Below are 23,853 nucleotides of genomic sequence, written 5' to 3'. Positions count from 1 at the left end.
AGGAATTGACCTGCTCCCGAGGTAGCCGAGGCCGCCGCAGACCGCGTCCGCGGTCATCGCCGTCCGCGCCGACATGACGCCTTCTCGCGCCGCTTGCCCTCCGGAAAGGCGACCCCGGCCTGGAACACCGCCCAGACACTGGCCAGCCAGAACGCGCTCTTCCACGACCAACCGTGTACCACGAGGCAAGACAGCCCCGCCGGTGACACCCGGTCAGTCCACACAGGACAAACGTCCACCCGGTCGAGTGACGCAACACCGTCATGATTCCGGTAAATTGAACATATGAGCGAACAACTGACAGTCCGATTCCGGGAGGTGAAGCCACCGCCGGAGGTCCCCATCGAAGCGATGGACGACGAGGAGGCCCTCGACAGCGCCGGTTACCACCACCGGGAGAAATGCCGCGCGGAAGCCCTGTTTCTCCGGTCTCTGGCCCGGTTGGCCGAGCATCGCCCACCCGGCCGCCGGGGAATCGACCTCGGCGACGGCGCCGCCGAGGAAGTGGCGATGGAACTCAACCTCAGCCCCAACACCACCTCCAGCCAGATCGCCTTCGCCCAGGCGCTCGTCAAACGCCTGGGCGCGACCGTCGACGCCCTCGAAGCAGGCGCCATCGACTACATGTGTGCCAAGGCGATGCACGACTACACCGCCGACCTGGACGATGACCAGGCGTCCAGAGTGGAGAGACGCGTGCTGGACGGCGGGCAGCGTGAAAATCTCACCCGGTTCAAGCACAGCCTCCGCCGTGAAGTCATCCGCGCCGACCCCGCGGCCGCCAACGAACGCAGGCGGCTCGCCCGCGCCAAGCGCGATGTGACGAAGTGGGACAAGCCGGACGGCACCACGTCGCTGACCATCACCATGGAGCCGCACGAGGCTCAAGCGGCCTATGCCCGCATCACTTCCCTGGCCGAGCAGGCCGGGAGCACCGGACGCAGCTTGGCGCACCGCAAGGCCGACGTGTTCATGGACCTGGTGCTGGGCAAGGAATCCAAGCAACCGCCGGTGGCCGTGAACGTCCTGGTCCCGATGACGACGCTCATGGGCCTGAACCAGGAACCAGGCGAGATCAGCGGCTACGGGCCCATCACAGCCGAATACGCACGCGAACTCGCCCAGAACGCCACATGGCGACGAGTGCTCACGGACCCGAGCGGGCAGGTGCTGGAAGTCAGCAGGCGACGGTTCGCCTCCCCCACGCTGAAACGTCACATCCAGATGCGCGACAGAGTATGCCGTCAACCAGGCTGCACAGTCCCGGCCGAACGCTGCCAGACCGACCACACCAAGACGTACGCGTCCGGCGGGCTCACCGCGCAAGACAACACCGCCATGTTCTGCAAGCGCCACAACCTCATGCGCCAACGCACCAACTGGAGGATCGAACAGATCGAACCAGGCACACTCGTCTTCCACACGCCGGCCAGCAGAACCGTCGTGACCACCCCGGAACGCTACGAGATCCCACCCTTTTAGAGGCTGCGCGCCCTCCACTCAAGCCGCAGCTTGTGCTGCCTTGAGTGCGGAGGCCTGGCGGCGGCGGGATGCGTCATCGGGCCAGCATTTCCAGGTAGTGGGGGTTGTGCATGATTCCCAGGACGTTCCCGAACGGGTCGACCACGGACGCCGTCACGAACCCCTCTCCCCGGGGCGTGATCGGCTGGTATTCCTTGGCTCCCAGTGACAGCAGCTTCTGGAACGTTGCCTCGATGTCGTCGACGTGCCAGTACATGACGGCGCCTCCCGGGCCGTGTGCCGCCTCGGCGGGGGCGTAACGGCGGTCTTTCAGCCCCAGTTCGTCCTGGCTGTCGCCGATCCGGAACTCGACGTACGCGGGCGGGCCCTCGACCGGGCGCACGAAGTACGGCTCGACGCCGAGCAGCTCGGTGTACCACCGCCGCGCGGCGTCCATGTCGTCTGCCCAGTAGGTGATGGTGGTGAATCCTCGCAACATCGGTGGTCCCTCCGTTCGGTTGGCTTGTCAGGGACCATCTTCCGTCGCAAAGCGCTCACCTCATGAGCACTTTGCGACGGTTGCGGCTCGCCGGGGTGGGTATTCCACGAGCAGCGCGGGACAGTGACCGATCGTCACTTTATGTGATGTGACTGTTCACACCGACCAGGACGGTTGTACGGATTGTATGCTGTAGGCAGTCGACCAGAACGATCGACACGACTAGGAGGAGTGAAAGTCAGATGAGCAGGATCCGGGAGATCTTCGAGACTCTCACCCGTGGTCCGCTGGGCGCTTCGGCGGACGGCGGCATGATCGGTGTGGGACTCACGGCCGCCATGGCGCGGGCCGAGCGGGGTCTCTCCGACGAGGTCGAGACCTACCTGCGCGACAGCGACACCAAGAAGGCAGACGCCAAGACGGCCGGATGACACCGTCCTGACGCCTGCCGCCAGGTAACCGCCAGTCAGTCAGCCGCCGTAACGGTCACTGACTTGGGCTCCGCTTCCTTCGGTTGCCGCCGAACCTTGATCAAACTCGCCACCGTCGTCACCGCCAGCGTGCCGAGAATGGTGCCGAGTGAGACCAGGATCGGAATTTCCGGAGCCCAGCTCACACCGTCGTGGTGCAGAGCCTCGAACACGAGTTTCACGCCGATGAAGGCGAGAACGATCGACAGCCCCTTGCTGAGGTAGACGAGCTTGTCCAGCAAGCCGCCGATCAGGAAGTACAGCTGTCGCAGGCCCATCAGGGCGAACGCGTTCGCGGTGAACACCAGGTAGGGCTCCTTGGTGAGGCCGAAGATCGCCGGGATGGAATCCAGGGCGAAAAGCAGGTCCGTGGTACCGATCGCGATCATCACGATCAGCATCGGCGTGACCATCTTTCGCCCGTCCACCCTGGTGGTCAGCTTGGCCCCGTCATAGGAGTCCGTGGCCGGCAGGAATTTCTTGGCCACGCGGAGAACCGCGTTCTCTGTGAATTCTTCCTCATCGTCGTCCTGGTGGCGGATGAGCTTCCAGGCCGTGTAGATGAGGAAGGCGCCGAAGATGTAGAACAACCAGTCGAATCGGGAGACGGCCTGGGCTCCCACCGCGATGAACAAACCTCTCATCAGCAGTGCCAGGACTATCCCGATCGACAACACCTTCTGTTGGAACTGCTTGGGAACAGCGAAGGTGCCCATGATGATGATGAACACGAACAGGTTGTCCACCGACAGCGAATACTCGGTGATCCAGCCTGCGAAGAACTCACCACCATGCTGCCCGCCTGCGAACAGGGTCACGCCGAATCCGAAGAGGACGGCGAGGCCCACGTAGGCCGACACCCACAGAGTGCATTCCCGCATGGAGGGTTTCCGCGGATTACGCGACACCAGATAGAAGTCGAACATGATCATCGCGGACAGACCGGCCACTGTGACCAGCCAAACCCATGTGGGGATGTTCATCGGGCTTTGCTCGCCTCCCGCCTGCGTTTACGCGCCTCTCGCGCCTCCCACATGACACGCGCATGTGAGGCGTAGCGATCATAGACCCGCAGTGCAGTCGGGTTCTGGCCGGACATCCTGTGCCACCAGCGTGGCGCAAGGCGTTCGTGCATCCAGAGGAACCCGAACGCGAACCCCGCGCTGATCAGCCCTTGGTAGGCAAGGAAACCAAGGACGTCGGGCGGGCCGCCGAGCTCTCCGGTCAGCACCAGGCGGGTCAGCACCTCCTGTGACAGGCGCGACAGGGGGAAGCCGATCAGCCAGAACAGGCAGGCCGGGGCGAAACCGCCGAGGCGGACCTTGCCCAAGGCGATCAGGACACTGTAGACGGCGCCGAGCAGCCCGAGCGGCAACCCGAGCGCCAACGCGCTCACCATCGCCCAGCCGATCGGCTGACCGACGATCAGCGCCATCAGTCCGGCGACACTGCCGGCGAGGAAACCGACGGCGAATCCGGGACGGGAAACTTCTGCCAGCTCGCGTACTCGTGCTGCCCCTCGATTCGGCACTGTCATCAGTCCACGACCACCCCGAAGGCGAACAGGCTGAAGAACAGCATGCCCAGGTAGAACACGGCTCCGAAGCCGATGATGCCGTTGGTCCACCACTTCGGACGGATGGGTTTGGGCAGCATCTTGTTGTTCACCAGCAACAACACGACGCAGTACGCACCCATGGCGAAGGTGGAGAGGAACGCCAGGATGTCCAGCACGGCCTCAGGTCCGTCGGCAGGCCCAAAGTTGAGGATCAGGATGCCGAAGATGATCACAGCCCACAGGAAGAACGCGTAGAGGTGTGACATCTTGAACCGCTTGGCGCCCTTGACGAAGAAGTACGTCATGTCCGCCTGGCCACGCGAGAACGAGTCGAACAGGCCCAGGGTCGCGTTCAACCCGATCAGGGCGATGAAGCCGAAGAACGCCGTGCCGAGCACCGAACCACCCGCCGCGGCGAAGGCGTCCGACATCGCCGCGAGCGCCGCGGACCGGTCACCGCCCTCGATCAGTGTCTTGACGTCCGGATTGGCCCGGGCGGCCGACTGGGCGAGCACGGTGAACGAGATGGTGACAAGCATCGTGACGCCCCAGAACAACAACAGGGCGTCAAAGGTGACCCAGCGCCGCCACCCTTTCCACTTGCGCATCTCCTCCGTGTTCTCGGTGTCGAACATGAACCCGCGGTTGGGCATCTCCTCTTCTTCACCCGCGTGCCGCAGCCCTCGCAGCTTCGGGATGTGCGAACCCATGCCGGCGCCGCTGTCCCGCAGGTGCAGCGTGTACCACATCTGCTGCATACCGGACGGACCGGCGAACGCGATGGCGCCGACCACGATCGGGAACCACTCGGCGTTCATCGCCCCGGACGGGAAGTACCCGATGTTGAACATCCCGGTGATGGTCGTGGTGAGGTCGCCCCAGCTGCCGACCATCGACGCGATCACCGCGGTGCCCACCACGAGCAGTCCGATGAGCAGCGCGAGCACGTTCTCCAGCAGGTTGTAGATGACCCTGGCGAGGCTGAACAGAATGCCCACCAGGACCAGGGCAACGCAGGCTGTCACGACCCACGGTATGCCTGTTATCTGTTCGAACGCCGCGGCACCAGCCGAAAGATGGCCTGGCCAGATATAGACCAAGATGGCCGTGACGAAGAAGAACCACATGATCGGTTTGAACACGCGGGCCGCACCGGTGAAGATGCTCTCGCCGGTGGCCATCGCGTAACGGGCCATCTCGAGCATCACCACGGCCTGCAGGGTCACACCGATCAGGAACAGCCACCTGATCTCCGGGCCGAAGACCAGCACCAGCCTCGGCCACATGTAGGACTCGCCCATCCCGACGCCGAGCGCGACCAGGAAGACCGTCGGACCTAACAGGTGGACCGACGGCGGTGGCTCGGGCAGGGTACGGATGGGCATTGGATCGAGCCGACCGGCTCGCCACACTCTCTCCTCGCCGGCGACTGCTTTCGGCCCGGCTGCCGGGGTTTTCGAGGTCTCCATCTCAGACCCCTCTCCTTTGAGGAATTTCGATTTCGTCCCGGTCGGACAACCCCTTGCCTGTGCTTCCCTCCCCCTTCCTACCTTGTGGCGGGCGAAGCACCACCCGCCACAAGGAGCCTCTGGTTGTCAGCCGAGCAGCCCAGCCGCCCTGGCCCACCGGTACTTCGCACCCAGCACCGCCACCGGTTTCTCGGTGGTGTACGGGTACGCCACAATGCGCCTGTCATAGAGGTACTCACAAGCGCGTTCCACCTCGACGTCACCGGCGAGTGACGCCACCACCGGCTTGTCGATGCCCTTCGCCCTGGCCTCCTCGACGACTCGCGCGGTCAGTTCGGCGAACACCATAGGCGGTGTGACAATGGTGTGCCAGTAGCCGAGGATCAGCGCGTGGATGCGGGGGTCCTCAAGCCCCAGCCGGATGGTGGCCTCGTACGTCGACGGGGGTTCACCACCGGTGATGTCGATCGGGTTGCCCGCGGCACCGAACGGCGGGATGAACTTCCGGAACGCCTCGTCGAGATCCGATGGAATGTCCATCAAGGACAGTCCTTCCGCGACGACCGCGTCCGAGAGCAGCACACCGGAGCCACCGGCCCCGGTGATGATCACCACGTTCTCGCCCTGTGGCGTGGGCAGAAGCGGCACACCACGGGCGTACTCCAGCATCTCGTTCAGGCCCGGCGCCCTGATCACGCCCGCCTGCTTGAGGATGTCGTCGTACACCTTGTCGTTGCCCGCCAACGCACCCGTGTGCGAGCTGGCCGCACGGGCACCCATGTCGGTCCGGCCTGCCTTGAGCACGATGACCGGCTTCTTCTTGGTCATCCGCTTCGCCGCGCCGACGAAGGCCCTGCCGTCCTTGAGGTCTTCCAGGTGCATGGCCATGACGTTGGTGTTGTCGTCCTGCTCGAAGTACGTCAGCAGGTCGTCCTCGTCCACATCGGACTTGTTGCCCAGCCCGACGATCGCGGACACACCCATCTTGGTCGACCGGGCGAAGCCGAGGATCGCCATGCCGATGCCGCCGCTCTGCGAGGTCAGCGCGACGCCGCCCTTGACGTCGTACGGCGTGCAGAACGTGGCGCACAGGTTCTGCGGCGTGTAGTAGTAGCCGTAGATGTTCGGGCCGAGCATGCGGATCCCGCGCCGCCTGGCGATCTCGACGATCTCGTCCTGCAGCTCGTGGTTGCCGGTCTCGGCGAAGCCGGACGGGATCAGCACCGCGGCCGGGATGCCCTTGTCGCCGCACTCCTCCAGCGCGGCGGGCACGAACTTCGCCGGGATGGCGAACACCGCGACGTCGACGTCACCGGGGATGTCCTTGACCGACGCGTAGGCCTTCTTGCCCATGATCTCGTCGGCCTTGGGGTTGATCGGGTGGATCCCGCCCTGGTAGCCGCCGTTGATCAGGTTCTTCATCACCGAGTTGCCGATCTTGCCCTCCTGGTCGGAGGCACCGATCACGGCGACGGCGGCGGGATTCATCAGCTTGGTCATCACCCGCAGGATCTCCTCCTGCGGGATCTGCTCGCGGGGCGTGACCGGTCCGGTCTGCAGGATGATCCGCACGTCCGCGGCGACCGCGCCGTCCTTCGAGGCGAACACCGGGTTGAGGTCGAACTCGCTGATCTCCGGGAAGTCGGTGACCAGTTCGGACACCCGGCGCAGCACGTCGGCCAGCGTGTCCGCGTCGACCGGGTCGGCGCCCCTGGCTCCCTTGAGGACTTCGGCGGCCGCGATGCCGTCCAGCATGGACAGTGCCTCGTCCTGGCTCACCGGCGCGAGCCGGAAGGTGACGTCCTTGAGCACCTCGACCAGCACGCCGCCGAGTCCGAACGCGACGACCTTGCCGAACGTCGGGTCGGTCGTGGCACCGATGATGACCTCCTGGCCACCACCGACCATCTGCTGCACCTGCACGCCGTCGATCTGCGCGTCGGCCTTGTAGTTCTTCGCGTTGGCGATGATCTGGTCGTAGCCCGACCGTGCGCCGTCGGCGTCCGCGACGCCGACCAGGACACCGCCTGCTTCCGTTTTGTGCAGGATGTCCGGCGACACGATCTTCATGACGACCGGGAAGCCGATCTTCTCGGCCAGCGCGACCGCCTCGTCGGCGGTCGCGGCCAGTCCTTCGCCGGGTGTCGGGATGCCGTAGGCGTCGCACACGCGCTTGCCCTCTGGCGCGGTCAGCGCCTCACGGCCCTCGGCCCGCACCTTGTCCAGGATCTCCCGGACCGTCTCGGCGTCGTAACTCATGACTCTAGATCACTCCGTTCGCGGAGAGCTCGGCGAGCTCCTCCTCGGCGACGCCCAGTTCCTGGACGTAGATATCCCTGTTGTGCTCGCCGAGCAGCGGTGAGCGCTCGACCTCCGCAGGCGAGTCGGACAGCTTGATCGGCATGCCGACCGTGGTGAACGTGCCCCGCTGCGGGTGCGGAACATCGACGACCATGTCGTTGGCGCGCAACGAATCGTCGTTGATGATCTCCTTGGTGGACAGGATCGGTCCACAGGGGATGTTATGCTTGTTCAGCATCGCGAGCACATCCCACTTGGTGTGGTTGATCGACCATTCCTCGATCAGCTGGAACATCTTGTCCAGCTTGTTCAGCCGGGCCTCCGGGGTGGCCCACTCGGGGTCCTCGGTCAGGTCGGTGCGGCCGATCAGCTGGGTGATCGGTTCCCAGCCCACCGGCTGGACGATCACGTAGACGTAGTCGTTCGGCCCGCCCGGTGCGCAACGCACCGCCCATCCCGGCTGTCCACCGCCGGAGGCGTTGCCCGAACGCGGCACCGTGTCGCCGAACTCCTTGTTCGGGTACTCCTTGAGCGGGCCGTGGGTCAGGCGCTGCTGGTCGCGAAGCTTGACGCGGCACAGGTTGAGCACCGCGTGCTGCATCGCGACCGTCACGCGCTGGCCGCGTCCCGTCTGCTCACGCTGGTACAGCGCGGCAAGAATGCCTGCCACGGCGTGCATACCGGTGCCGGAGTCGCCGATCTGCGCGCCGGTGGCAAGCGGCGGGCCCTCTTCGAAGCCGGTGGTGCTCATCGAGCCGCCCATGGCCTGAGCCACCACTTCGTACGCCTTGTAGTGCGTGTAAGGGCCGTCGCCGAAACCCTTGATGGACGCGTAGATCAGCCGCGGGTTGAGCTCCTGGAGCTTCTCCCACGGGAACCCCATCCGGTCCACCGCTCCGGGGCCGAAGTTCTCCACCATGACGTCGAACTTGCCGATCATCTCGGTGAACAGCTGCTTGCCCCGGTCGCTCTTCATGTTCAGCGTGATGCTGCGCTTGTTGCAGTTGAGCATCGTGAAGTACAGCGAGTCCGCGTCCGGCAGGTCCCGCAGCTGCTTGCGGGTGATGTCGCCGGTCGGAGCCTCCACTTTGACCACATCGGCTCCCAGCCACGCCAGGATCTGAGTGGCGGAGGGCCCGGACTGGACGTGGGTGAAGTCCAGGACGCGAACGCCGTCGAGTGCCTTGCCCATGACAGTGCCCTCCCTACTTGTACATGGTCTGGTTCATCGTGCCGGGCGCGTAGACCTCCGGGTCCACCCAGACGTTGATCAGCGACGGCAGGCCGGACTCCCGGGCGCGCCGCAGCGCGGGACCGATGTCCTTGGGGTCACGCACTTCCTCGCCGTAGCCGCCGAGCATCTTGGCGAACTCGTCGTACCTGACGTCGCCGAGCGTGTTGCCCACGCGGCCGCGGTCGGCGCCGTACTTGGCGATCTGGCCGTAGCGGATCTGGTTCATCGACGAGTTGTTGCCGACGATGCCGACGAACGGCAGGTTGTAGCGGACCAGCGTCTCGAAGTCCCAGCCGGTCAGCGAGAAGGCGCCGTCACCGAACAGCGCGACGACCTCCTTGTCCGGGCGGGCGTACTTGGCCGCCAGCACGAAGGGCACACCGACACCGAGCGTCCCCAGTGGACCGGGGTCCATCCAGTGGCCGGGCGACTTGGGCTGCACGACCTGGCCGGAGAAGGTGACGATGTCACCGCCGTCGCCGATGTAGATCGAGTCCTCGGTGAGGAACTCGTTGATCTCGTGCACCAGCCGGTACGGGTCGATCGGGCTGGCGTCGGAGTGCTGGCGCGGCAGGCGCTTCTGGTACGCGGCGTCCTCGACGCCCCGCAGCTCCTCCAGCCAGGCCTTGCGGTTGGCGGCCCCGGTGCTGGTGCGGCCGGACGCGGCCTGGGTGACCGCGGCGAGCACGGCACCGGCGTCGCCGACGATGCCGAGGTCGATGTCGCGGTTCTTGCCGACCGTGCGGTAGTCCAGGTCGATCTGCACGACCGTGGCCGACGGCGAAAGCCGCTTGCCGTACCCCATCCGGAAGTCGAACGGGGTGCCGACGATGATGATCAGGTCGGAGTTCTGGAACGCGTAGCGGCGCGCCAGTTGCAGGTGGTGCGGGTCGCCGGGCGGCAGGGTGCCGCGGCCGGAGCCGTTCATGAACGCCGGGATGTTCAGCGTGCGCACGAAGTCGATCGCGTCATCGCTGCCCCTGGTGGTCCAGACCTGGCTGCCGAGCAGCACACAGGGCTTCTCGGAGTGCACGATCAGGTCCGCGAGGCGCTCGATGTCGGCCGGGTCGCCGATCGAGCGGGTGGAGGCGCGGTAGCGGCCCGCCTCGGGGATACGGGCCTTGGCCAGCGGCACCTTCGCGTCCAGGATGTCGCGCGGGATCTCCAGGAACGACGGGCCGGGCGCGCCGGCCAGCGCCTCACGGAACGCCATCGACACCAGGTCGGCGATGCGCTCGGTGTGCGGCACGCCCGCGGCGAACTTGGTGATCGGGGTCATCATGTCGACGTGCGGCAGGTCCTGCAGTGAGCCCATCTTGTGCTGGCTCAACGCACCCTGGCCGCCGATCAGGAGCATCGGGCTCTCCGCACGCAACGCGTTGGCGACACCGGTCACCGCGTCGGTCGTGCCTGGGCCCGCGGTGACGACCGCGCAACCGGGCTTGCCGGTGATGCGGGCGTACCCGTCGGCCGCGTGCGCCGCCACCTGCTCGTGGCGTACGTCGACCACTTCAATGCCCTCGTCGACACAGCCGTCGTAGATATCGATGATGTGACCGCCGCAGAGCGTGAAGATCACATCGATGCCTTCGGCTTTGAGCGCCTTAGCCACGAGGTGACCACCAGAGATCATCTCGGGCTCAGCGGCACCGTTGGATGCCTCGACACCTGCGTTCTCGGGCACCGCCTGGGCCGTTTGTGCCATCTGGTCAGCTCCTCGGGTCGCATACTGCATACCGTATGTACTTCATAGTGGACCTCCTGACGTCCCTTTGTCCAGACTTCAGTCGCGCCAGTCCACGCCGCGCCACCGTTCCACCACTGTGGACACTCGGGATGCCGCCTCGGACAAGGACATCCCCCGTCCGACAGCGATTCCGATCAGGTAACAAGCCAGTGCGGCGGCCGAGCCGCCCACGTCCCTGGCGACACAGTGCGCCACGGACAACAGTTCCTGCTTGTCCAGTTCGTCCGGACCGACGCCGAGTTCGGCGACGGCCAGCTCGGCCCATTCGTCCAGGACCTTGTTGTGTGTGAGGGAGAACTTCACTGCCGCCGCCCCTTCCGCAGTCGTCGTTGACTTGCGTCGAGTCGCTCGGTCACCCCCCGGGCGTCCAGCAGTTCCAGCAGAGGCACGGCCACGCGCCTGCTCGTCCGCAGCGCTGTGCGCACCTGTGCCACCGTGAACGTCTCGGGCAGTTCGGTCAGCACGGCCTTGGCCAGGTCGATCGCGTCCGGCCGGAGGTAGACCCCGTCGGCCAGCCGGATCAGCATTCCCCTCGCCACAGCGGCGTTCAGCCGCTTGGTGGTCAGGCCCAGCTCGGCGAGCCTGGGTTGTTCCGGCGCGGCGAAGGGTTCCATCGCCAGATCGTCGATCAGCTTTTCCAGCGCGTCACGCGGGCCCAGTACGAGCCGTCCGCCCAACATGCGCACGCCCAGTCCCCGTGACGCCCGCGCCAGCGGCTCGACCAGCCGGCGATCCGGCAGGCCGATCGTCTGCGCGGCAAGGGGTTTGGGCATCGCCGGGTCCTCGGGATGCCGGGCGGCGTACTCGCGCACGGCCTCGAGCAGGGACTGGCGCAGCTTCTGGAACCGGTCGGGATCGAACAGCCACTCCCCCACCGACGGCGCGCGCGGCACCGTACATCCCATGGCGACGAGGTCACTGCGCCGGACCATGCCACGCCTGCGCAACTCCGCCATGCCGTCGGTGGTGATGTCGCGTTTGGACAGTTCGACGGCGCGTTCGGCGACGGTCCCGCCGAGCCGCAGGTCGGGCGGCAGGATGTCGAGCACGGTGACACCGGCGACGACCAGGTGCCGCTGCGGATCGTGCAACAGGCCGGAGTCGCCGAGCCGCAGCGGCAACGGGGAGCGCAGCGTCAGCCGCGCCACCGAGGGGCCGAGATGACGGACCTGGGCGGGTATTGCGGCCGAACCGATGTGCAACACCAGTTCCCGCGCCGGCATCCCCGATTTGTCCAGCATCTTCAGCCGCACGTCGACAACGGCCACGAATCGCCAGCTGTTCGGCGCGACCAGAGCCTGTCCCCGGCGCATCCGCCGGGGATTGATTCCGTCGATTCCGGCCGCCACCCGGCCCGGCGCGATCACCTGGTTCACCGGCCGCCCGAGTGACTCGAGGGACTCGATTCGGACCCGGCGCCCGGTCGGCGCGACCACCAATTCATCTCCGGTGTGCAAAGTGCCAACCGGAAGTGTGCCGGTGACGACTGTTCCCGCCGTCTCGTCCACCCACAGCCGCACGGCGGTATCCGTGCCGGACGGCGGCATCCGGTCGGCGAGCCGGTCCAGCGCGTGCCGCAGCTGAGGAATGCCTTCGCCGGTCGAACCGCTGACCACGACCGGTTCGGCCTCGGCGAGGCTGGTGCCGGCCAGCTCCGCGCGAGCGCGCCGCACCGTGGACAGCGGATCGGCCAGGTCGCTGCGGGTCACCACGAGCAGGCCGTGCCGGATTCCTAACGCGTTGAGCGCCGCCAAATGCTCACCGGACTGCGGCATCCAGCCGGAGTCCGCGGCGACCACCAGGAGTACCGCGGAGACCGGGCAAATGCCCGCCAAAGTGGCGGCCGCGGGCAAATCGACCAATTCGACCATGCGCCCGGACGGCAATTTCGTCCACGCCGAACCGAGGTTCGGCGTCATCCCGGTGAGCCGCTGCACCAGTGTCGACTTTCCGTGGTCGGCATGGCCGGCCGTAGCGATCACAAACATCGCTCATATCGCCCCGTACCAGGCATTTGGCATGCCTCCTCGACACCGTTGACCGAAGGTGTTCATACGGTATACTGAATACACTATCGACGCAAGAACGGAGCCGCCCGTGAGAGTTGCTGTTCTTGGCGCCGGTGCAATCGGCGCGTATGTCGGAGCCGGACTCCATCGTGCTGGAGTCGAGGTTCATCTGATCGCCCGTGGAGCCCATCTGCAGGCGATCAAGGCGTCGGGTCTCAAGGTACTGTCTCCGCGAGGAGACTTCGAGGTCCATCCGTACGCTACCGACAACCCAGAAGAGGTCGGGCCAGTCGATCACGTCTTCCTCGGCCTCAAAGCCAACCAGTACGCAGCGGCGGGCCCCATGGTCAAACCGTTGCTGCACGAGACCACGACACTGATCACCGCACAGAACGGCATCCCGTACTGGTACTTCCACGGGTTGCCCGGTCCTTACGAGGGTCACCGGATCGAGAGCGTCGATCCGGGCGGCGCGGTGAGCAGAGCACTACCGGTCCACCGTGCCGTCGGCTGCGTGGTCTACGCGGCGACCGAGATCGAACAGCCCGGGGTGATCCGTCACCTGGAAGGCACCCGGTTCTCGATCGGCGAGCCGGACGGCACGATGTCCGTGCGCTGCAAGGAGTTCTCCGACGCGATGGTCGCGGGCGGGCTGAAGTGCCCGGTCGAGGCCGACCTGCGCAACGACATCTGGATCAAGCTGATGGGCAACATCGCGTTCAACCCGATCAGCGCACTGTCGCGGGCCACGATGGCATCGATCTGCCGTCACGACGAGACCCGCGAACTGGTCGTCAGGATGATGACCGAGACCCTCGAGGTCGCCGCCAGCCTCGGGTGCCACCCCAGGATGTCGGTCGAGCGCAGGCTCGCCGGCGCCGAGAAAGCGGGTGAGCACAAGACGTCCACCCTCCAGGACCTGGAGAAGGGCAAGCCCCTCGAGTTGGACGTGATCATCAAGGCGGTCGTGGAGCTGGCCGATCTGACCGGCGTCAAGGTACCCACGTTGCGCACCATCGGCGCAGTGGCCGACCTGTTGAACGAGCAGTTGACCGCCGCGTAGCCTTCGGGCCGTGTTGCTGCGTCAGCTCGAGTGACCTCGTGGCCCTGGCTCGCGAGGGGCCTTTCTCGCGCGCAGCGCAGGCGTGTCACGTTTCCCACCGTCGCTGTCCGCGGCGATCCGCGAGCTCGTACCCACGAGCCCGACGTGCCGATCGTCCGCCCGGGTAACAGATTCGACGGTCCTACGCCGCAAGGCGAACGGGTGTTCCTTGGAAGGGCACCGGATCCTCGAAGTGCGGGGAACCACGACCAGGTTTGTCCACAATGGAGGGTGGCCGGGACGCCCCGGCCGGGACCTTCCCGGCCACCCTGACCGCTCAGCCCCTCGTGAGCGTTTATCCGTGTTAGAACACCGATAAACGCTCACGAGCGCAGGCTCATCCCGAACGTGAACCCCGTCTCGCTCCGGTCGATCTCGGTGAACCCGAGGTGCCGGTAGAACCCGATCGCCCTGGTGTTGGCCGCCCACACGCCCAGGTGCACGCCCTGAGACCCCTTCGCTCGCAACGCGTCGAACAGGGTGGTCATCAGCCGGCCGCCCACCCCCTGCCCCTGGGTCCGCGGCAACAGGTTGATGTGCAGGTGCGACGGGTACCGGTCGAGATATTCCTCCGGTGTGGTATAGGGATGGTGGATCACTCTCATCAGCTTCTGGTCCTCGGTCAGCACGGCGTCCTCGGGCGGGTCCGGGTACTGGGTCCGCAGCTCCGGCCACCAGTCCCGTTCCAGTTCCGCCTCGAACGCCTTCGTGTCCAGGGCGCCGACGATGAATCCGCTCACCCCCTCGGCGTCCTCGGCGACGAACGCCAACGACGGTTCGAGCACCGCGTACGGCCCTACGAAGATGTGGCCGAGCAGCTGGGGGTCCTCGTACAACGCTGTGGCGTCCTCGCCCGCGTCACCGGTCTGCAGGCAGATCCGGTACAGCGCGTCGAGGTCATCCAGCCTGCCGGGCCTGACATTGATCACAGGAACAACCTACTTCGCGCACGCAACGCACATGCCCCGTGACCGCGTGGATACTCCCCGGACCGCGTCATGCGCCAGTTTCCCGGCCATGGGATCGTAGAATCGACGCAGACGTCAAAGGGGCTAGATGACCGCAGATCCATTCGTGCACCCCGCGCTGTTCTACCGGGGTGCCGACGAGTACGTGGCCGGCACAGTGCCGTTCATCGCCGAAGGGCTGGCGAAGGGCGAACCTGTGGCGGTCGCCGTACCCGGGCCCCAACTGGATCTGATCCGTACCGCACTGGGCTCGTCGGCGGCCAAGGTGCGGCTGCTCGACATGACCGAGGCGGGCCGCAACCCCGGCCGCATCATCCCCGGTGTCCTTCGCGCGTTCGCCGACCAGCACCAGGACGGCCGGGTCCGGATCATCGGCGAGCCGATCTGGGCGGGCCGGTCCGTGGCCGAGTACCCGGCCTGCGCCCAGCACGAAGCGCTGATCAACCACGCGTTCACCGGTCGCCAGGTCACGATTCTGTGTCCGTACGACACCGGGACGCTGTCCCCCGCTGTTCTGGCCGACGCGTTCCGCACGCACCCGACGGTGATCGACACGGACGGCACCCGCGACAGCAGCTCGTACGCCCCGGACGCTGTGGTCGCGGCGTACAACCAGCCACTGATCGCGCCGGCAAACGCCGAGCGCCGGGCAGTCGATGCCTCAAGCCTCGCCGACCTACGGCGAGTCGTCACCAAGTTCGCCGACGAGGCCGGTCTGGCGGCGGCCCGGATCGACGATCTTGTTCTCGCCGTCGACGAACTGGCCGCCAACAGCGCACGGCACGGCGGCGGCACCGGAACGGTGTGCCTGTGGACCGAGCCGGGCGACCTGATCTGCCAGATCAGCGACACCGGCTACCTGAGCAACCCGCTGGCCGGACGAATCCCCGCCCCGGTCCAGCAGGTCGGCGGGCGCGGCCTGCTGCTGGTCAACCTGCTGTCCGACCTGGTCAGGACGCACACGACACCGGCCGGGACGACAATCCGCATCTACTTCAGGCTGGCCTGACGGCCGCCGTATCCACCTTTCCAGCACCTCGAAATACCCTTTCCGGCACCGTGAAACGCCCTTTCGGGCACCCCGAGATCCGCCGTGACCCGGCCGTTGGGGAATTTCATGGTGCGGGAATGGTGGACACGGCGAATCTCGGATTCAGGCGGTTCCCGTGTTGCTCGGAGCCGGCCGCTGATCACCTTCGCCAGGTGCGCCGTGCCGTGCGTCCCGTAATGCCCGGTGGCGGGCGATGAGGGTGGCACGTTCGGTCGCGACGATCAGGCAGACCGCACCGGCCGCGGCCAGGACGACCGACGTGACGCCGAAGATCATGCTCAGCTCGTGGCCCAGCATCAGTGACGTGAACAGCCAGATCGCCAGGCCGACCAGCGCACCGAGGAACCCGGCGCTGTAGCGGGCCGAGGGGCGGCGATAGCCCCGCCGCAGCGTGCGCGCGGTGGATTCGAGGTACGCCACGGCGAACAAGCCGAGCAACAGGCTGCCGGTCCCCATGAAGGTGGCGAGCGGATGCTGCTCGGACTTCAGCGTGAACGTCTGGACTGCCTGCGGTCCCCCGCCTTTCGGCGTCCACCGCAGTTCGCCGGTCACCGTGCCGCCGACGATCCAGCGCGCGATCGGCGGCATGGCGATGTCCGTGGTGAACTTGCGATCCCGGTCCGGCTCGACCGCGCTGGTCCCGGACCCGAGCGGGATGCCCGCGCCGGACATGCTCATCGTCAGGTCGCCGTCGACCACGTCGTCCCCGGTGACCGAGACCGGTTTGGTGAGGTCCACGGTCGCCGGGCCGACACTGGGCGCGCCGCGCACGGACATGTTCGACGTGTTGTCGTGGGACAACGTCGCCGGCGCCAGCAACGACACGACGACGACGCCGAGCAGCGCCGCCGCCGCGATCCAGCCCGGCACCCTCGGCCGCTTCAGGCCCGGCCCGTCCGGGTCCACAATGGTCGGATCGGACGCCGCACCGCCTGCTTTCGGCGTGGCGACAGTCAGTTCCTCACGCGGCGCGGCACCGGAAGCCAGGCTCGCGACCACCCGCGGCGCCAGGTGCAGGACCGGGATGCCGGAGCGTTCCAGCCAGCCCTGGCCGTAGACCTGGGTCGCCGCCGCGGCGAGGTCCGTCGCGAACGCCTCCGCTTCCCGGTACCTGGCGGGCAGTTCCCGCGCGATGCTGCGCATCACCACGGTCGCCAGCGGCTCGGGAACCCGTTCGATCGGCTTGGGATCGGCGAACATGTGCTGACGGATCAACGCCAGCGAACCGCGTTCACGGTCGAACGGCAGCTCACCGCTGAGCAGTTCGTACAACACCGTTCCGGCCGCGTACACGTCGGCCGCGGGCGTCAACGCGTTGCCCATCGCCTGTTCTGGCGCGATGTACGCGGGCGTGCCCAGAATCTGGCCGCCGTGCGTGACGAGCGTCGCGCCCTCGCTGATCACCTGCGCGATCCCGAAGTCCGCGACCTTCACCACGCCGGCGGTGTTGAACAGCAGGTTCTTCGGTTTGACGTCCAAATGCAACACACCGGCGACGTGCGCGGCGTGCAGTCCGGACAGCATGGCCAGCGTGATCGCGCAGGCCTGTTCGTTGTCGATCTTCCCGGCGTGGAACCGGTCGAAGACGGTGCCGCCGTCCAGCTTCTCCATCACGAGCAGGTTCTGCACGTAGTCGTAGACCGGCACGATGTGCGGGTGGTCGAGACTGGCCAGAACCCTTGCCTCGCGGTCGAACTGGACGTAGGCACCGACCCTGCCCGCCAGGTCCGGTGGCAACTGCTTGATCGCCACCTGACGGCCGAGGGTCCGGTGCACGCCGGAGAAGACCTCGCCCATGCCGCCGGAGCCGATCTGCCCGCCGATCGTGTACTGCGGCAAGGCGTTGACCATGCTCAGCGGCGCTGTCATCCGTATGCCTCGGTGGTGCTGTCCATCCGGCGGGTGGTCATGCCGATCGTGGGATCATCCGGACCGATCGGCGGAACCGGCGGCGGAACCGGGTGCGGTGTCAGGTATCCCAGCACCAGGCCGATCGCCGCCGCCGCGATGACGATCGGGATCTCGACCGACGGCTCCGGCGGCACGAGCCGCAGAACCGACAGCGAAACCACTGCCACCAGGCCGGTTCCGATGCCCGCGGGCAGGAACCGCAGCGCGCGCTTCCACCGGTTGGGGGAAAGGCGGTGCCGGGCCAAAGCGACCAGCGCGGTAGTCCAGATGAACGCCGTGAGCGCCAGCAACGCCAGTCCGAACACGCCATAGACCGACCACAGTGAACCGCGCACGTCGGTCACCGTCTTCGAACTGCCGATCACTTCCCGTTGCGGGTCCAGCACTTCCACCGTGGCCGGCAGCAGGCCGATGGCCTGGCCTTCCAGTTCGGCCAGGTCGAGCACGAGCGTCCGGGTCACCGTCTGACGTGCCGGGACGTCGTACGGAACCACTGTGTCGTAGGAGAAGAAGGTCAACGCCAGTGCCACCCCGGACACCCGCACACTGCGGACCTTGACCAGCGAGTCGCTCTCGTTGGTCGTGGTGACCGTCAGCTCGACCGGCTTGCTCGGCTCGACCGTGACGGTGTTTCCGGTGATGTCCTTGCCGTCGAAGGTGATCGCGATCCTCAACGGTTCGGCGGCCGCGGCGGGCGACCCACCGAAAAGGACAGCGCACACCCCGAGCGCAACCCCTGCCGCAATCACGCGTCTCATTGGGCATCCCGATTGTCGGTGTTGATAACTGGATGGGGATGCTACAACCTGTGGCGGACGTATTCAGGGGAGTAGTAGCCATGCGCACTGGTTCGCTAGGAATCGCTGCCCTTTCGGGCGGAATAGCCGTACTTTTGGTCAGCGCTCCGTTCGCGGCGGCGCAGACGAGCAGTAGTCAGCCACCACCACCACCGAACCCACAAGTGACGGTGAATCCGGCCGGCGGGCCCGCCGGATCGGCCCTCACCATCAGCTGGTCCGGGTTCTCCCGCGACGGCGGCAGGGCGTTGTGCAAGACCGGGATCGTCTTCCGTTTCGACGACGCCACGGTGGCCAGCGCGGAACCCGGCCGGGCGAGCGGGTCGATCGGCGCCCAGGTGCCCGCGGGCGCCACGGTCGGCGGTCACCGGGTCACCGGAACCTGTCCGAGTCTGGAACTGTTCGACGAAACGGACTTCCAGGTGACCCCGCCGCCGACGTCGAACCCGCCCAGCAATCCCCCGGTCACCCCGCCGGTGACTCCGCCGGTGACGCCACCCGTCACGCCACCGCCGCCGACGAGCAGCCGCCGCCCACCGGTGACTCCGCCGCCGTCACAGCCACCGGCGAGCAATCCCGGAACGCCGGTGACCCCGCCGCCACCACCGATCCCGTCGACCGAACTGCCTCCACTGTCCACAGCGGAGCAACGGCCGAGGGCCGACGGTGACCTCGTGTTCGACCGTGTGACGGTCGGCCCGGGTGATTCACTTTCGGCCACCGGCAAGGGATGCACACCCGGCGCTCCGGTGACGCTGATGTCGAAGGGCGAACGGGTCGGCGCGACGATCGCCGACGCCCAGGGCAACTTCACCGCGACGGTCCAGTTCAACCGGATCGAGGCGGGCAGGCACTGGGTCACCGCGAACTGCGGCGTGGTGCTCACCGCAGCCGTCGACCAGCTGGTGACCAGCTCTTCCGGCGGGCAGAGCAGCTCGTTGATCATCCTGGTGTTCTTCGTCCTGGCCGGGGCCGCCGTACTCCGATTCAGGTAACCGGGAACCTCCCGCAATCCGCACAGCCGGGCGCACCGAACAGTAGGTGCGCCCGGCTCTTTCGTCGCCGGGGCGGGGAGGATGGTCATGAATGCCTTACGTGGGCGGCACAAGCCGCTGGCGATGGCCGCGGCACTGCTGCTGTGCACCGGGCTCGCCGGGTTCATCCCCGGTTCCGCGAGCGCGTCCAGCCACCGGGAGGCGCCGCTCATCGCGGCGGACCCGACTGTCGACAACACCGACGTGTACGCGTTCGTCAGCCCGGACAACCCGGACACGGTCACGGTGGTGGCCAACTGGTTCGGTCTGCAGGAGCCGAACGGCGGCCCGAACTTCTACCCGTGGGCGACCGACGCGAACTACGACATCAACATCGACAACGACGGTGACGCCAAGCCGGACATCACCTATCGCTGGACCTTCGAGAACGACGACCGGCGGGGCAAGAGCACGTTCCTGTACAACAACGGTCCGGTCACGTCCCTTGACGACGAGAACCTGTTGTTCCGCCAGAACTACAAGCTCGAGGTGATGGACGACAAGGGCCGTGACAAGACGTTGATCCGCAAGGGCCGGGTGGCACCGTCCACTGTGGGCCCGGCGTCCATTCCGGACTACAAGCCGCTTCGCGACCAGGCGATCACCCAGATCCCGGGCGGCGGCCAGACGTACGTCGGCGCGGCCGAGGACTCGTTCTTCCTCGACCTGCGGGTGTTCGACCTGCTATACGGCGGAAACCTGAGCGAGGTCGGCCAGGACACGCTGCGTGGTTACAACGTCAACACGATCGCCATCCAGGTGCCCAAGTCCATGCTGAGCCTGAAAGGTGACCCGAAGCGCAACCCGGTGATCGGCGTCTGGAGCGACACCGAGCGGCGAACCATGCGCCTGTCCCCCGGCCAGGCCAAGCCCGAGGGCCCGTTCGTCCAGGTTTCCCGGCTGGGCAACCCGTTGGTCAACGAGGTCATCTCCTCGGCCGCGTTGAAGGACTCGTTCAACGGTCTGACCCCGGACAAGGACCGGACCGTGAAACCGTTGCTGGACAGGGTGACCAGCCCCGAGGTGGCCAAGCTGCTCGAATCGATCTACCAGCTCAAGGCACCGGCTGCCCCGCGCGACGACCTGGTGGAGATCTTCCTGACCGGCATCACCACCAAGGCGGGCGGCCCGATCAAGGCCGACCTGAACTCGCAGCTCAACAACGCCGACGTGGACCCGAAGAAGTTCGTGCCGTCGGAGATGCTGCGGCTCAACACCTCGATCCAGCCGAACGACCAGCCCAACCGGCTCGGGGTGATCGGCGGTGATCTGCAGGGCTTCCCGAACGGCCGCAGGCTCGCCGACGACGTCGTCGACATCGAGTTGCAGGCGCTCGCGGGTGCCGCGCAGACCGGACGGCTCGTGCCCGAACTGGCCGCCGGGGACAAAGTGGACGCCAACGACAAGTGGTTCGGCAAGCAGTTCCCTTACGTGGCACTGCCGCACAACACCGCGGTGAACTCGAACACCGCGCTGATCGACGTCAAGCCGAGTGGGAGCGTCATGGACGACATGCCCGCCGGGCCGGTGATCGGCGGCGCGGCCGGCGCGCTCGCGTTGGTGGGCGGCGGTTTCTGGATGCTGCGCAGGCGCAGGCGTCAGTCATGAGATTCCTGCTCGTCGTCATCGCGGCGGCGGCGCTGATCGCCGCCGTGGTCACCCTCACCGAGACTGACGAGTCCACTGTGGCCGTCGAGCCGATCAGCCGGGCCAACCGGCTCCGGCAGAACGTGGACTCGTTGCAGGCCAGGCTGAACCGGGTGCCCGGGGACGCCTCCGGCTGGGCCCGGCTCGGCGTGTCCTACGTCGAACTGGCCCGTACCACCACGGATCCGACGTACTACGCGAAGGCACAGGGCGCGCTGGACCGGTCACTGAAGCTCAAGCCGGCGGCCAACGGCGAGGCCATGATCGGCATGGGCGCATTGGCCAACGCCCGTCACGACTTCGCCGCCGCCAAGGACTGGGGTACTCGCGCGCAGGCCGTCATGCCTGACACGGCTGAGGTTTATGGCGTTCTCGCGGACGCGTCGACCCAGCTGGGCGAGGACAAGGCAGCGATGGACGCGGTCCAACGGATGCTGGACCTGCGCCCGAACGTCGCGGCGTTCACACGTGCCTCGTACCACTTCGAGCTGCACGGCCGGCAAGCCGAAGCGATAGAGGCCATGCGGCGTGGTCTCGACTCGGCCACCTCGTCGGACGAGATCGCGTTCTGCCAGTTCCACCTCGGTGAACTCGCGTGGAACTCCGGGCAGGTGGACGAGGCGTCGTCGCACTACGAACAAGGTCTCGTGACCAACCCGAAGGACACGGCGCTGCTGCACGGACGTGCCAAGGTCGCCGCCGCCCAGGGCCGAGCCGACGAAGCACTGACCGTGTACCGCGACCTGACCGTGCGGGCACCGCAGTACCTGCCGGACTACGCGCGCCTGTTGTCCTCGTCAGGCCGGAACGCCGAGGCGGATCAGCAGTACGAGATCCTGGCGAAACAGCGGAAACTGCTGGCCGCACAAGGCGCGAGCGACGATCTGGTCGCGTCGGCCGTCGCCGCGGACCGTGGCGACAAGGCCGAGGCACTGCGTCTGGCCGAAGCCGAATGGGCGAAGCGGCAAAGCGTTTTTGTCGCCGACGCCATGGCATGGGCCTTGCACCTCAACGGACGCCACGCCGAAGCCCTTTCGTACGCGGACAAAGCCGTCGCATCGGGCTGGCGCGACGCGACCGTCCTGGCACACCGCACCGCCATCCTGGAGGCCCTGCGATGACCAAGCGTCTGGTTCTCATGGTGCTCGGCCTGGTCCTGCTCTGGCCGTCCGGGACGGCGTCAGCGCATCCGTTGGGCAACTTCAGCGTCAACCACTACCACGGCCTGCACCTGCGTCCCGACCGTGTGGACGTCCGCTCGGTGGTGGACTTCGCCGAAATCCCGACACTCCAGGAGAAGCCCGGCGACGCCGGCCGGGAATGCCGCGACCTCGCCGGTTCGGTCCGGGCCACAGTGGACTCCCAACGGCTGGCCCTGTCGGTCCGCCGCGCACAGCTCGAATTCCCCCGGGGCCAGGCGGACCTGTCCACCAGCCGGTTGACGTGTGAGCTGACCGCGCCCGCCGAGATCCGCGGGCCGGTGCGGCTGGCGTTCACCGACTCCTATCGGCCGGACCGGGTCGGCTGGCACGAGATCACCGCGGTCGGGACGGACGTCCGTGTCGATTCCGCGGTCCCCGCGCGGAGCGTCAGCGACGAACTGCGCAGCTACCCGGAGGACCTGCTGTCGTCGCCGCTGGATGTCCGGAGCGTCGAGCTCATGGCCGAGCCGGGCCTGGGGTCGGCTCCGGCGTCCGCCGTCGTTCCGGTTCAGGGTGAATCAGGGCTCGCGGCGGCGTTCAACGACATCGTCGGCACGGCCGATCTCACGCTGTGGCTGGGTTTGCTGGCGGTGTTGCTCGCGCTCGTCCTCGGAGCGTCCCATGCGGCGCTGCCTGGACACGGCAAGACGGTCATCGCCGCGTATCTGGTCGGCCGCAGGGGAACCCCGAAGGACGCCGTTCTGGTGGGCGCGACCGTGACGTTGACCCACACCGCGGGCGTGCTCGTCCTGGGTCTGCTGATCAGCGTTTCCAGTGTGCTCGCCGGTGAGGCCGTGCTTCGCTGGCTCGGCGTGGCCAGCGGCTTGCTGATCGCGGGGATCGGGATCGTGCTCATGCGGTCCGCACTTCGCGGCCGCCGAGCTCACGGCCACGGGCACGGCCACGGGCACGGGCATTTCGGCAAGGCCGGTCTGGTCGGGATGGGTGTGGCGGGCGGGTTGGTGCCCAGCCCGTCCGCGCTGGTCGTCCTGCTGGGCGCGATCGCGTTGGGCCGCACGTGGTTCGGTGTGCTGCTGGTGCTGGCGTACGGACTGGGCATGGCCGGGACGTTGACCGCGGCCGGTCTGCTGTTGGTGAAGCTGCGTGACCGGATGGACGGACTGTCGGACCGGATCCAGCGCTACACGAAACTCGTCCCGGTGATGACCTCGGCCATGGTCCTGCTCGTCGGCAGTGGCCTCGCCGTCCGCGGCCTCGCAGCCTGACCCTCGTGAGTGTTTATCCGTGTTCTAACCCAGATCCACCGATGGGTTTTGTTGGTGATCTTGGTCGTGGGTGGTTGTGTTGGTGGGCCGGTGGTTTCTGTCGTGGGCGTGCGGGAGCCGCTGGTCTGCCCAGCTTTTCCACTGTGAGTTGTTGGGGCGGGGGTGCC

At 66.9% G+C, this 23,853-nt stretch carries 20 protein-coding genes; 8 read left to right on the top strand and 12 right to left on the bottom strand.

Annotation, left to right across the window (positions count from 1 at the left end; genetic code table 11):
* Positions 1-285 precede the first annotated feature (285 nt).
* Entirely contained in the window at positions 286-1,482 is a 1,197-nt protein-coding gene (locus GC106_RS00585) for an HNH endonuclease signature motif containing protein (protein WP_173123193.1), read from the top strand.
* A gap of 73 nt (positions 1,483-1,555) precedes the next feature.
* Here the strand turns inward: GC106_RS00585 and GC106_RS00580 are convergent, their stop codons facing one another.
* Complete coding sequence (locus GC106_RS00580; RefSeq protein WP_173123191.1) at positions 1,556-1,960, bottom strand: VOC family protein; 405 nt, start codon at positions 1,958-1,960, stop codon at positions 1,556-1,558.
* Positions 1,961-2,202: 242 nt separating this feature from the next.
* On the opposite strand from GC106_RS00580, the gene GC106_RS00575 reads away from it, so the two are divergent.
* Entirely contained in the window at positions 2,203-2,391 is a 189-nt protein-coding gene (locus GC106_RS00575) for a hypothetical protein (protein ID WP_173123189.1), read from the top strand.
* 35 nt (positions 2,392-2,426) lie between these two features.
* Here the strand turns inward: GC106_RS00575 and GC106_RS00570 are convergent, their stop codons facing one another.
* The 8 genes from GC106_RS00570 to GC106_RS00535 all read right to left on the bottom strand — a co-directional run bounded on the left by GC106_RS00570 (position 2,427) and on the right by GC106_RS00535 (position 12,727).
* Positions 2,427-3,413, bottom strand: coding sequence for a TerC family protein (locus GC106_RS00570; RefSeq protein WP_173123187.1), 987 nt, complete (start codon positions 3,411-3,413; stop codon positions 2,427-2,429).
* Entirely contained in the window at positions 3,410-3,967 is a 558-nt protein-coding gene (locus GC106_RS00565; protein ID WP_173123185.1) for a hypothetical protein, read from the bottom strand. The genes GC106_RS00570 and GC106_RS00565 overlap by 4 nt, the downstream gene beginning before the upstream one ends.
* Positions 3,967-5,373 (bottom strand): Nramp family divalent metal transporter, encoded by a 1,407-nt coding sequence (locus GC106_RS00560; RefSeq protein WP_246364600.1) that lies wholly within the window; start codon positions 5,371-5,373, stop codon positions 3,967-3,969. The genes GC106_RS00565 and GC106_RS00560 overlap by 1 nt, the downstream gene beginning before the upstream one ends.
* Before the next feature lie 210 nt (positions 5,374-5,583).
* Positions 5,584-7,716 (bottom strand): acetate--CoA ligase family protein, encoded by a 2,133-nt coding sequence (locus tag GC106_RS00555; RefSeq protein WP_173123181.1) that lies wholly within the window; start codon positions 7,714-7,716, stop codon positions 5,584-5,586.
* 4 nt (positions 7,717-7,720) lie between these two features.
* Entirely contained in the window at positions 7,721-8,950 is a 1,230-nt protein-coding gene (gene frc, locus GC106_RS00550; protein WP_173123179.1) for a formyl-CoA transferase, read from the bottom strand.
* Positions 8,951-8,963: 13 nt separating this feature from the next.
* A complete protein-coding gene (locus tag GC106_RS00545) occupies positions 8,964-10,697 on the bottom strand; it encodes a thiamine pyrophosphate-binding protein (protein ID WP_173123177.1) in 1,734 nt (577 codons plus the stop codon).
* A 78-nt stretch (positions 10,698-10,775) separates the two neighbouring features.
* Positions 10,776-11,042 (bottom strand): DUF6457 domain-containing protein, encoded by a 267-nt coding sequence (locus tag GC106_RS00540; protein ID WP_217279907.1) that lies wholly within the window; start codon positions 11,040-11,042, stop codon positions 10,776-10,778.
* Positions 11,039-12,727, bottom strand: a complete 1,689-nt coding sequence (locus GC106_RS00535) for a SelB domain-containing protein (RefSeq protein WP_173123175.1) — start codon at positions 12,725-12,727, stop codon at positions 11,039-11,041. Before GC106_RS00535 ends, GC106_RS00540 begins: the two co-directional genes overlap by 4 nt.
* 58 nt (positions 12,728-12,785) lie before the next feature.
* Between GC106_RS00535 and GC106_RS00530 the strand changes: the two genes are divergently transcribed.
* Entirely contained in the window at positions 12,786-13,811 is a 1,026-nt protein-coding gene (locus GC106_RS00530; protein ID WP_312872330.1) for a 2-dehydropantoate 2-reductase, read from the top strand.
* A 362-nt stretch (positions 13,812-14,173) separates the two neighbouring features.
* Here GC106_RS00530 and GC106_RS00525 read toward each other — a convergent pair whose 3' ends face one another.
* The gene (locus GC106_RS00525) at positions 14,174-14,779 is read right to left on the bottom strand and encodes a GNAT family N-acetyltransferase (RefSeq protein ID WP_173123171.1); all 606 of its coding nucleotides are present in this window, start codon (positions 14,777-14,779) and stop codon (positions 14,174-14,176) included.
* 127 nt (positions 14,780-14,906) lie between these two features.
* Here GC106_RS00525 and GC106_RS00520 point away from each other — a divergent pair, with 127 nt between their 5' ends.
* Positions 14,907-15,827 (top strand): anti-sigma factor RsbA family regulatory protein, encoded by a 921-nt coding sequence (locus GC106_RS00520; RefSeq protein WP_173123169.1) that lies wholly within the window; start codon positions 14,907-14,909, stop codon positions 15,825-15,827.
* Positions 15,828-15,971: 144 nt separating this feature from the next.
* Here the strand turns inward: GC106_RS00520 and GC106_RS48645 are convergent, their stop codons facing one another.
* Both GC106_RS48645 and GC106_RS00510 read right to left on the bottom strand, forming a co-directional pair.
* Positions 15,972-17,738: a serine/threonine-protein kinase gene (locus GC106_RS48645; RefSeq protein ID WP_173123167.1), complete on the bottom strand. Its 1,767-nt coding sequence runs from the start codon at positions 17,736-17,738 to the stop codon at positions 15,972-15,974.
* A complete protein-coding gene (locus GC106_RS00510; RefSeq protein ID WP_173123165.1) occupies positions 17,735-18,538 on the bottom strand; it encodes a hypothetical protein in 804 nt (267 codons plus the stop codon). The genes GC106_RS48645 and GC106_RS00510 overlap by 4 nt, the downstream gene beginning before the upstream one ends.
* A gap of 203 nt (positions 18,539-18,741) precedes the next feature.
* On the opposite strand from GC106_RS00510, the gene GC106_RS47430 reads away from it, so the two are divergent.
* From GC106_RS47430 to GC106_RS00490, 4 genes are all read left to right on the top strand, one after another.
* Positions 18,742-19,572: a hypothetical protein gene (locus GC106_RS47430; RefSeq protein ID WP_246364599.1), complete on the top strand. Its 831-nt coding sequence runs from the start codon at positions 18,742-18,744 to the stop codon at positions 19,570-19,572.
* 87 nt (positions 19,573-19,659) lie between these two features.
* Positions 19,660-21,219: a DUF4331 family protein gene (locus GC106_RS00500; protein ID WP_246364598.1), complete on the top strand. Its 1,560-nt coding sequence runs from the start codon at positions 19,660-19,662 to the stop codon at positions 21,217-21,219.
* Positions 21,216-22,379, top strand: coding sequence for a tetratricopeptide repeat protein (locus tag GC106_RS00495; protein ID WP_173123163.1), 1,164 nt, complete (start codon positions 21,216-21,218; stop codon positions 22,377-22,379). The genes GC106_RS00500 and GC106_RS00495 overlap by 4 nt, the downstream gene beginning before the upstream one ends.
* Positions 22,376-23,686 carry a nickel/cobalt transporter gene (locus tag GC106_RS00490; RefSeq protein ID WP_246364596.1) on the top strand — a complete coding sequence of 437 codons (1,311 nt, stop codon included), beginning with the start codon at positions 22,376-22,378 and terminating at the stop codon, positions 23,684-23,686. The genes GC106_RS00495 and GC106_RS00490 overlap by 4 nt, the downstream gene beginning before the upstream one ends.
* The last annotated feature ends 167 nt before the right edge of the window (positions 23,687-23,853 follow it).

The sequence above is a fragment of the Kibdelosporangium persicum genome (genome assembly GCF_013280595.1).
In the GTDB taxonomy this organism is placed as follows: domain Bacteria; phylum Actinomycetota; class Actinomycetes; order Mycobacteriales; family Pseudonocardiaceae; genus Kibdelosporangium; species Kibdelosporangium persicum.
This window is presented reverse-complemented; position numbering and strand designations above follow the sequence as displayed.

Bases quoted from the DNA above. Each gene is read 5' to 3' on its own strand.
- GC106_RS00555 (WP_173123181.1), bottom strand. From the start codon at position 7,716: ATGAGTTACGACGCCGAGACGGTCCGGGAGATCCTGGACAAGGTGCGG.
- GC106_RS00510 (WP_173123165.1), bottom strand. From the start codon at position 18,538: ATGAGACGCGTGATTGCGGCAGGGGTTGCGCTCGGGGTGTGCGCTGTC.
- GC106_RS00585 (WP_173123193.1), top strand. From the start codon at position 286: ATGAGCGAACAACTGACAGTCCGATTCCGGGAGGTGAAGCCACCGCCG.
- GC106_RS48645 (WP_173123167.1), bottom strand. From the start codon at position 17,738: ATGACAGCGCCGCTGAGCATGGTCAACGCCTTGCCGCAGTACACGATC.
- GC106_RS00565 (WP_173123185.1), bottom strand. From the start codon at position 3,967: ATGACAGTGCCGAATCGAGGGGCAGCACGAGTACGCGAGCTGGCAGAA.
- GC106_RS00580 (WP_173123191.1), bottom strand. From the start codon at position 1,960: ATGTTGCGAGGATTCACCACCATCACCTACTGGGCAGACGACATGGAC.
- GC106_RS00500 (WP_246364598.1), top strand. From the start codon at position 19,660: ATGAATGCCTTACGTGGGCGGCACAAGCCGCTGGCGATGGCCGCGGCA.
- GC106_RS00490 (WP_246364596.1), top strand. From the start codon at position 22,376: ATGACCAAGCGTCTGGTTCTCATGGTGCTCGGCCTGGTCCTGCTCTGG.
- GC106_RS00575 (WP_173123189.1), top strand. From the start codon at position 2,203: ATGAGCAGGATCCGGGAGATCTTCGAGACTCTCACCCGTGGTCCGCTG.
- GC106_RS00570 (WP_173123187.1), bottom strand. From the start codon at position 3,413: ATGAACATCCCCACATGGGTTTGGCTGGTCACAGTGGCCGGTCTGTCC.
- GC106_RS00520 (WP_173123169.1), top strand. From the start codon at position 14,907: ATGACCGCAGATCCATTCGTGCACCCCGCGCTGTTCTACCGGGGTGCC.
- GC106_RS00535 (WP_173123175.1), bottom strand. From the start codon at position 12,727: ATGTTTGTGATCGCTACGGCCGGCCATGCCGACCACGGAAAGTCGACA.
- GC106_RS00495 (WP_173123163.1), top strand. From the start codon at position 21,216: ATGAGATTCCTGCTCGTCGTCATCGCGGCGGCGGCGCTGATCGCCGCC.
- frc (WP_173123179.1), bottom strand. From the start codon at position 8,950: ATGGGCAAGGCACTCGACGGCGTTCGCGTCCTGGACTTCACCCACGTC.
- GC106_RS00560 (WP_246364600.1), bottom strand. From the start codon at position 5,373: ATGCCCATCCGTACCCTGCCCGAGCCACCGCCGTCGGTCCACCTGTTA.
- GC106_RS00545 (WP_173123177.1), bottom strand. From the start codon at position 10,697: ATGGCACAAACGGCCCAGGCGGTGCCCGAGAACGCAGGTGTCGAGGCA.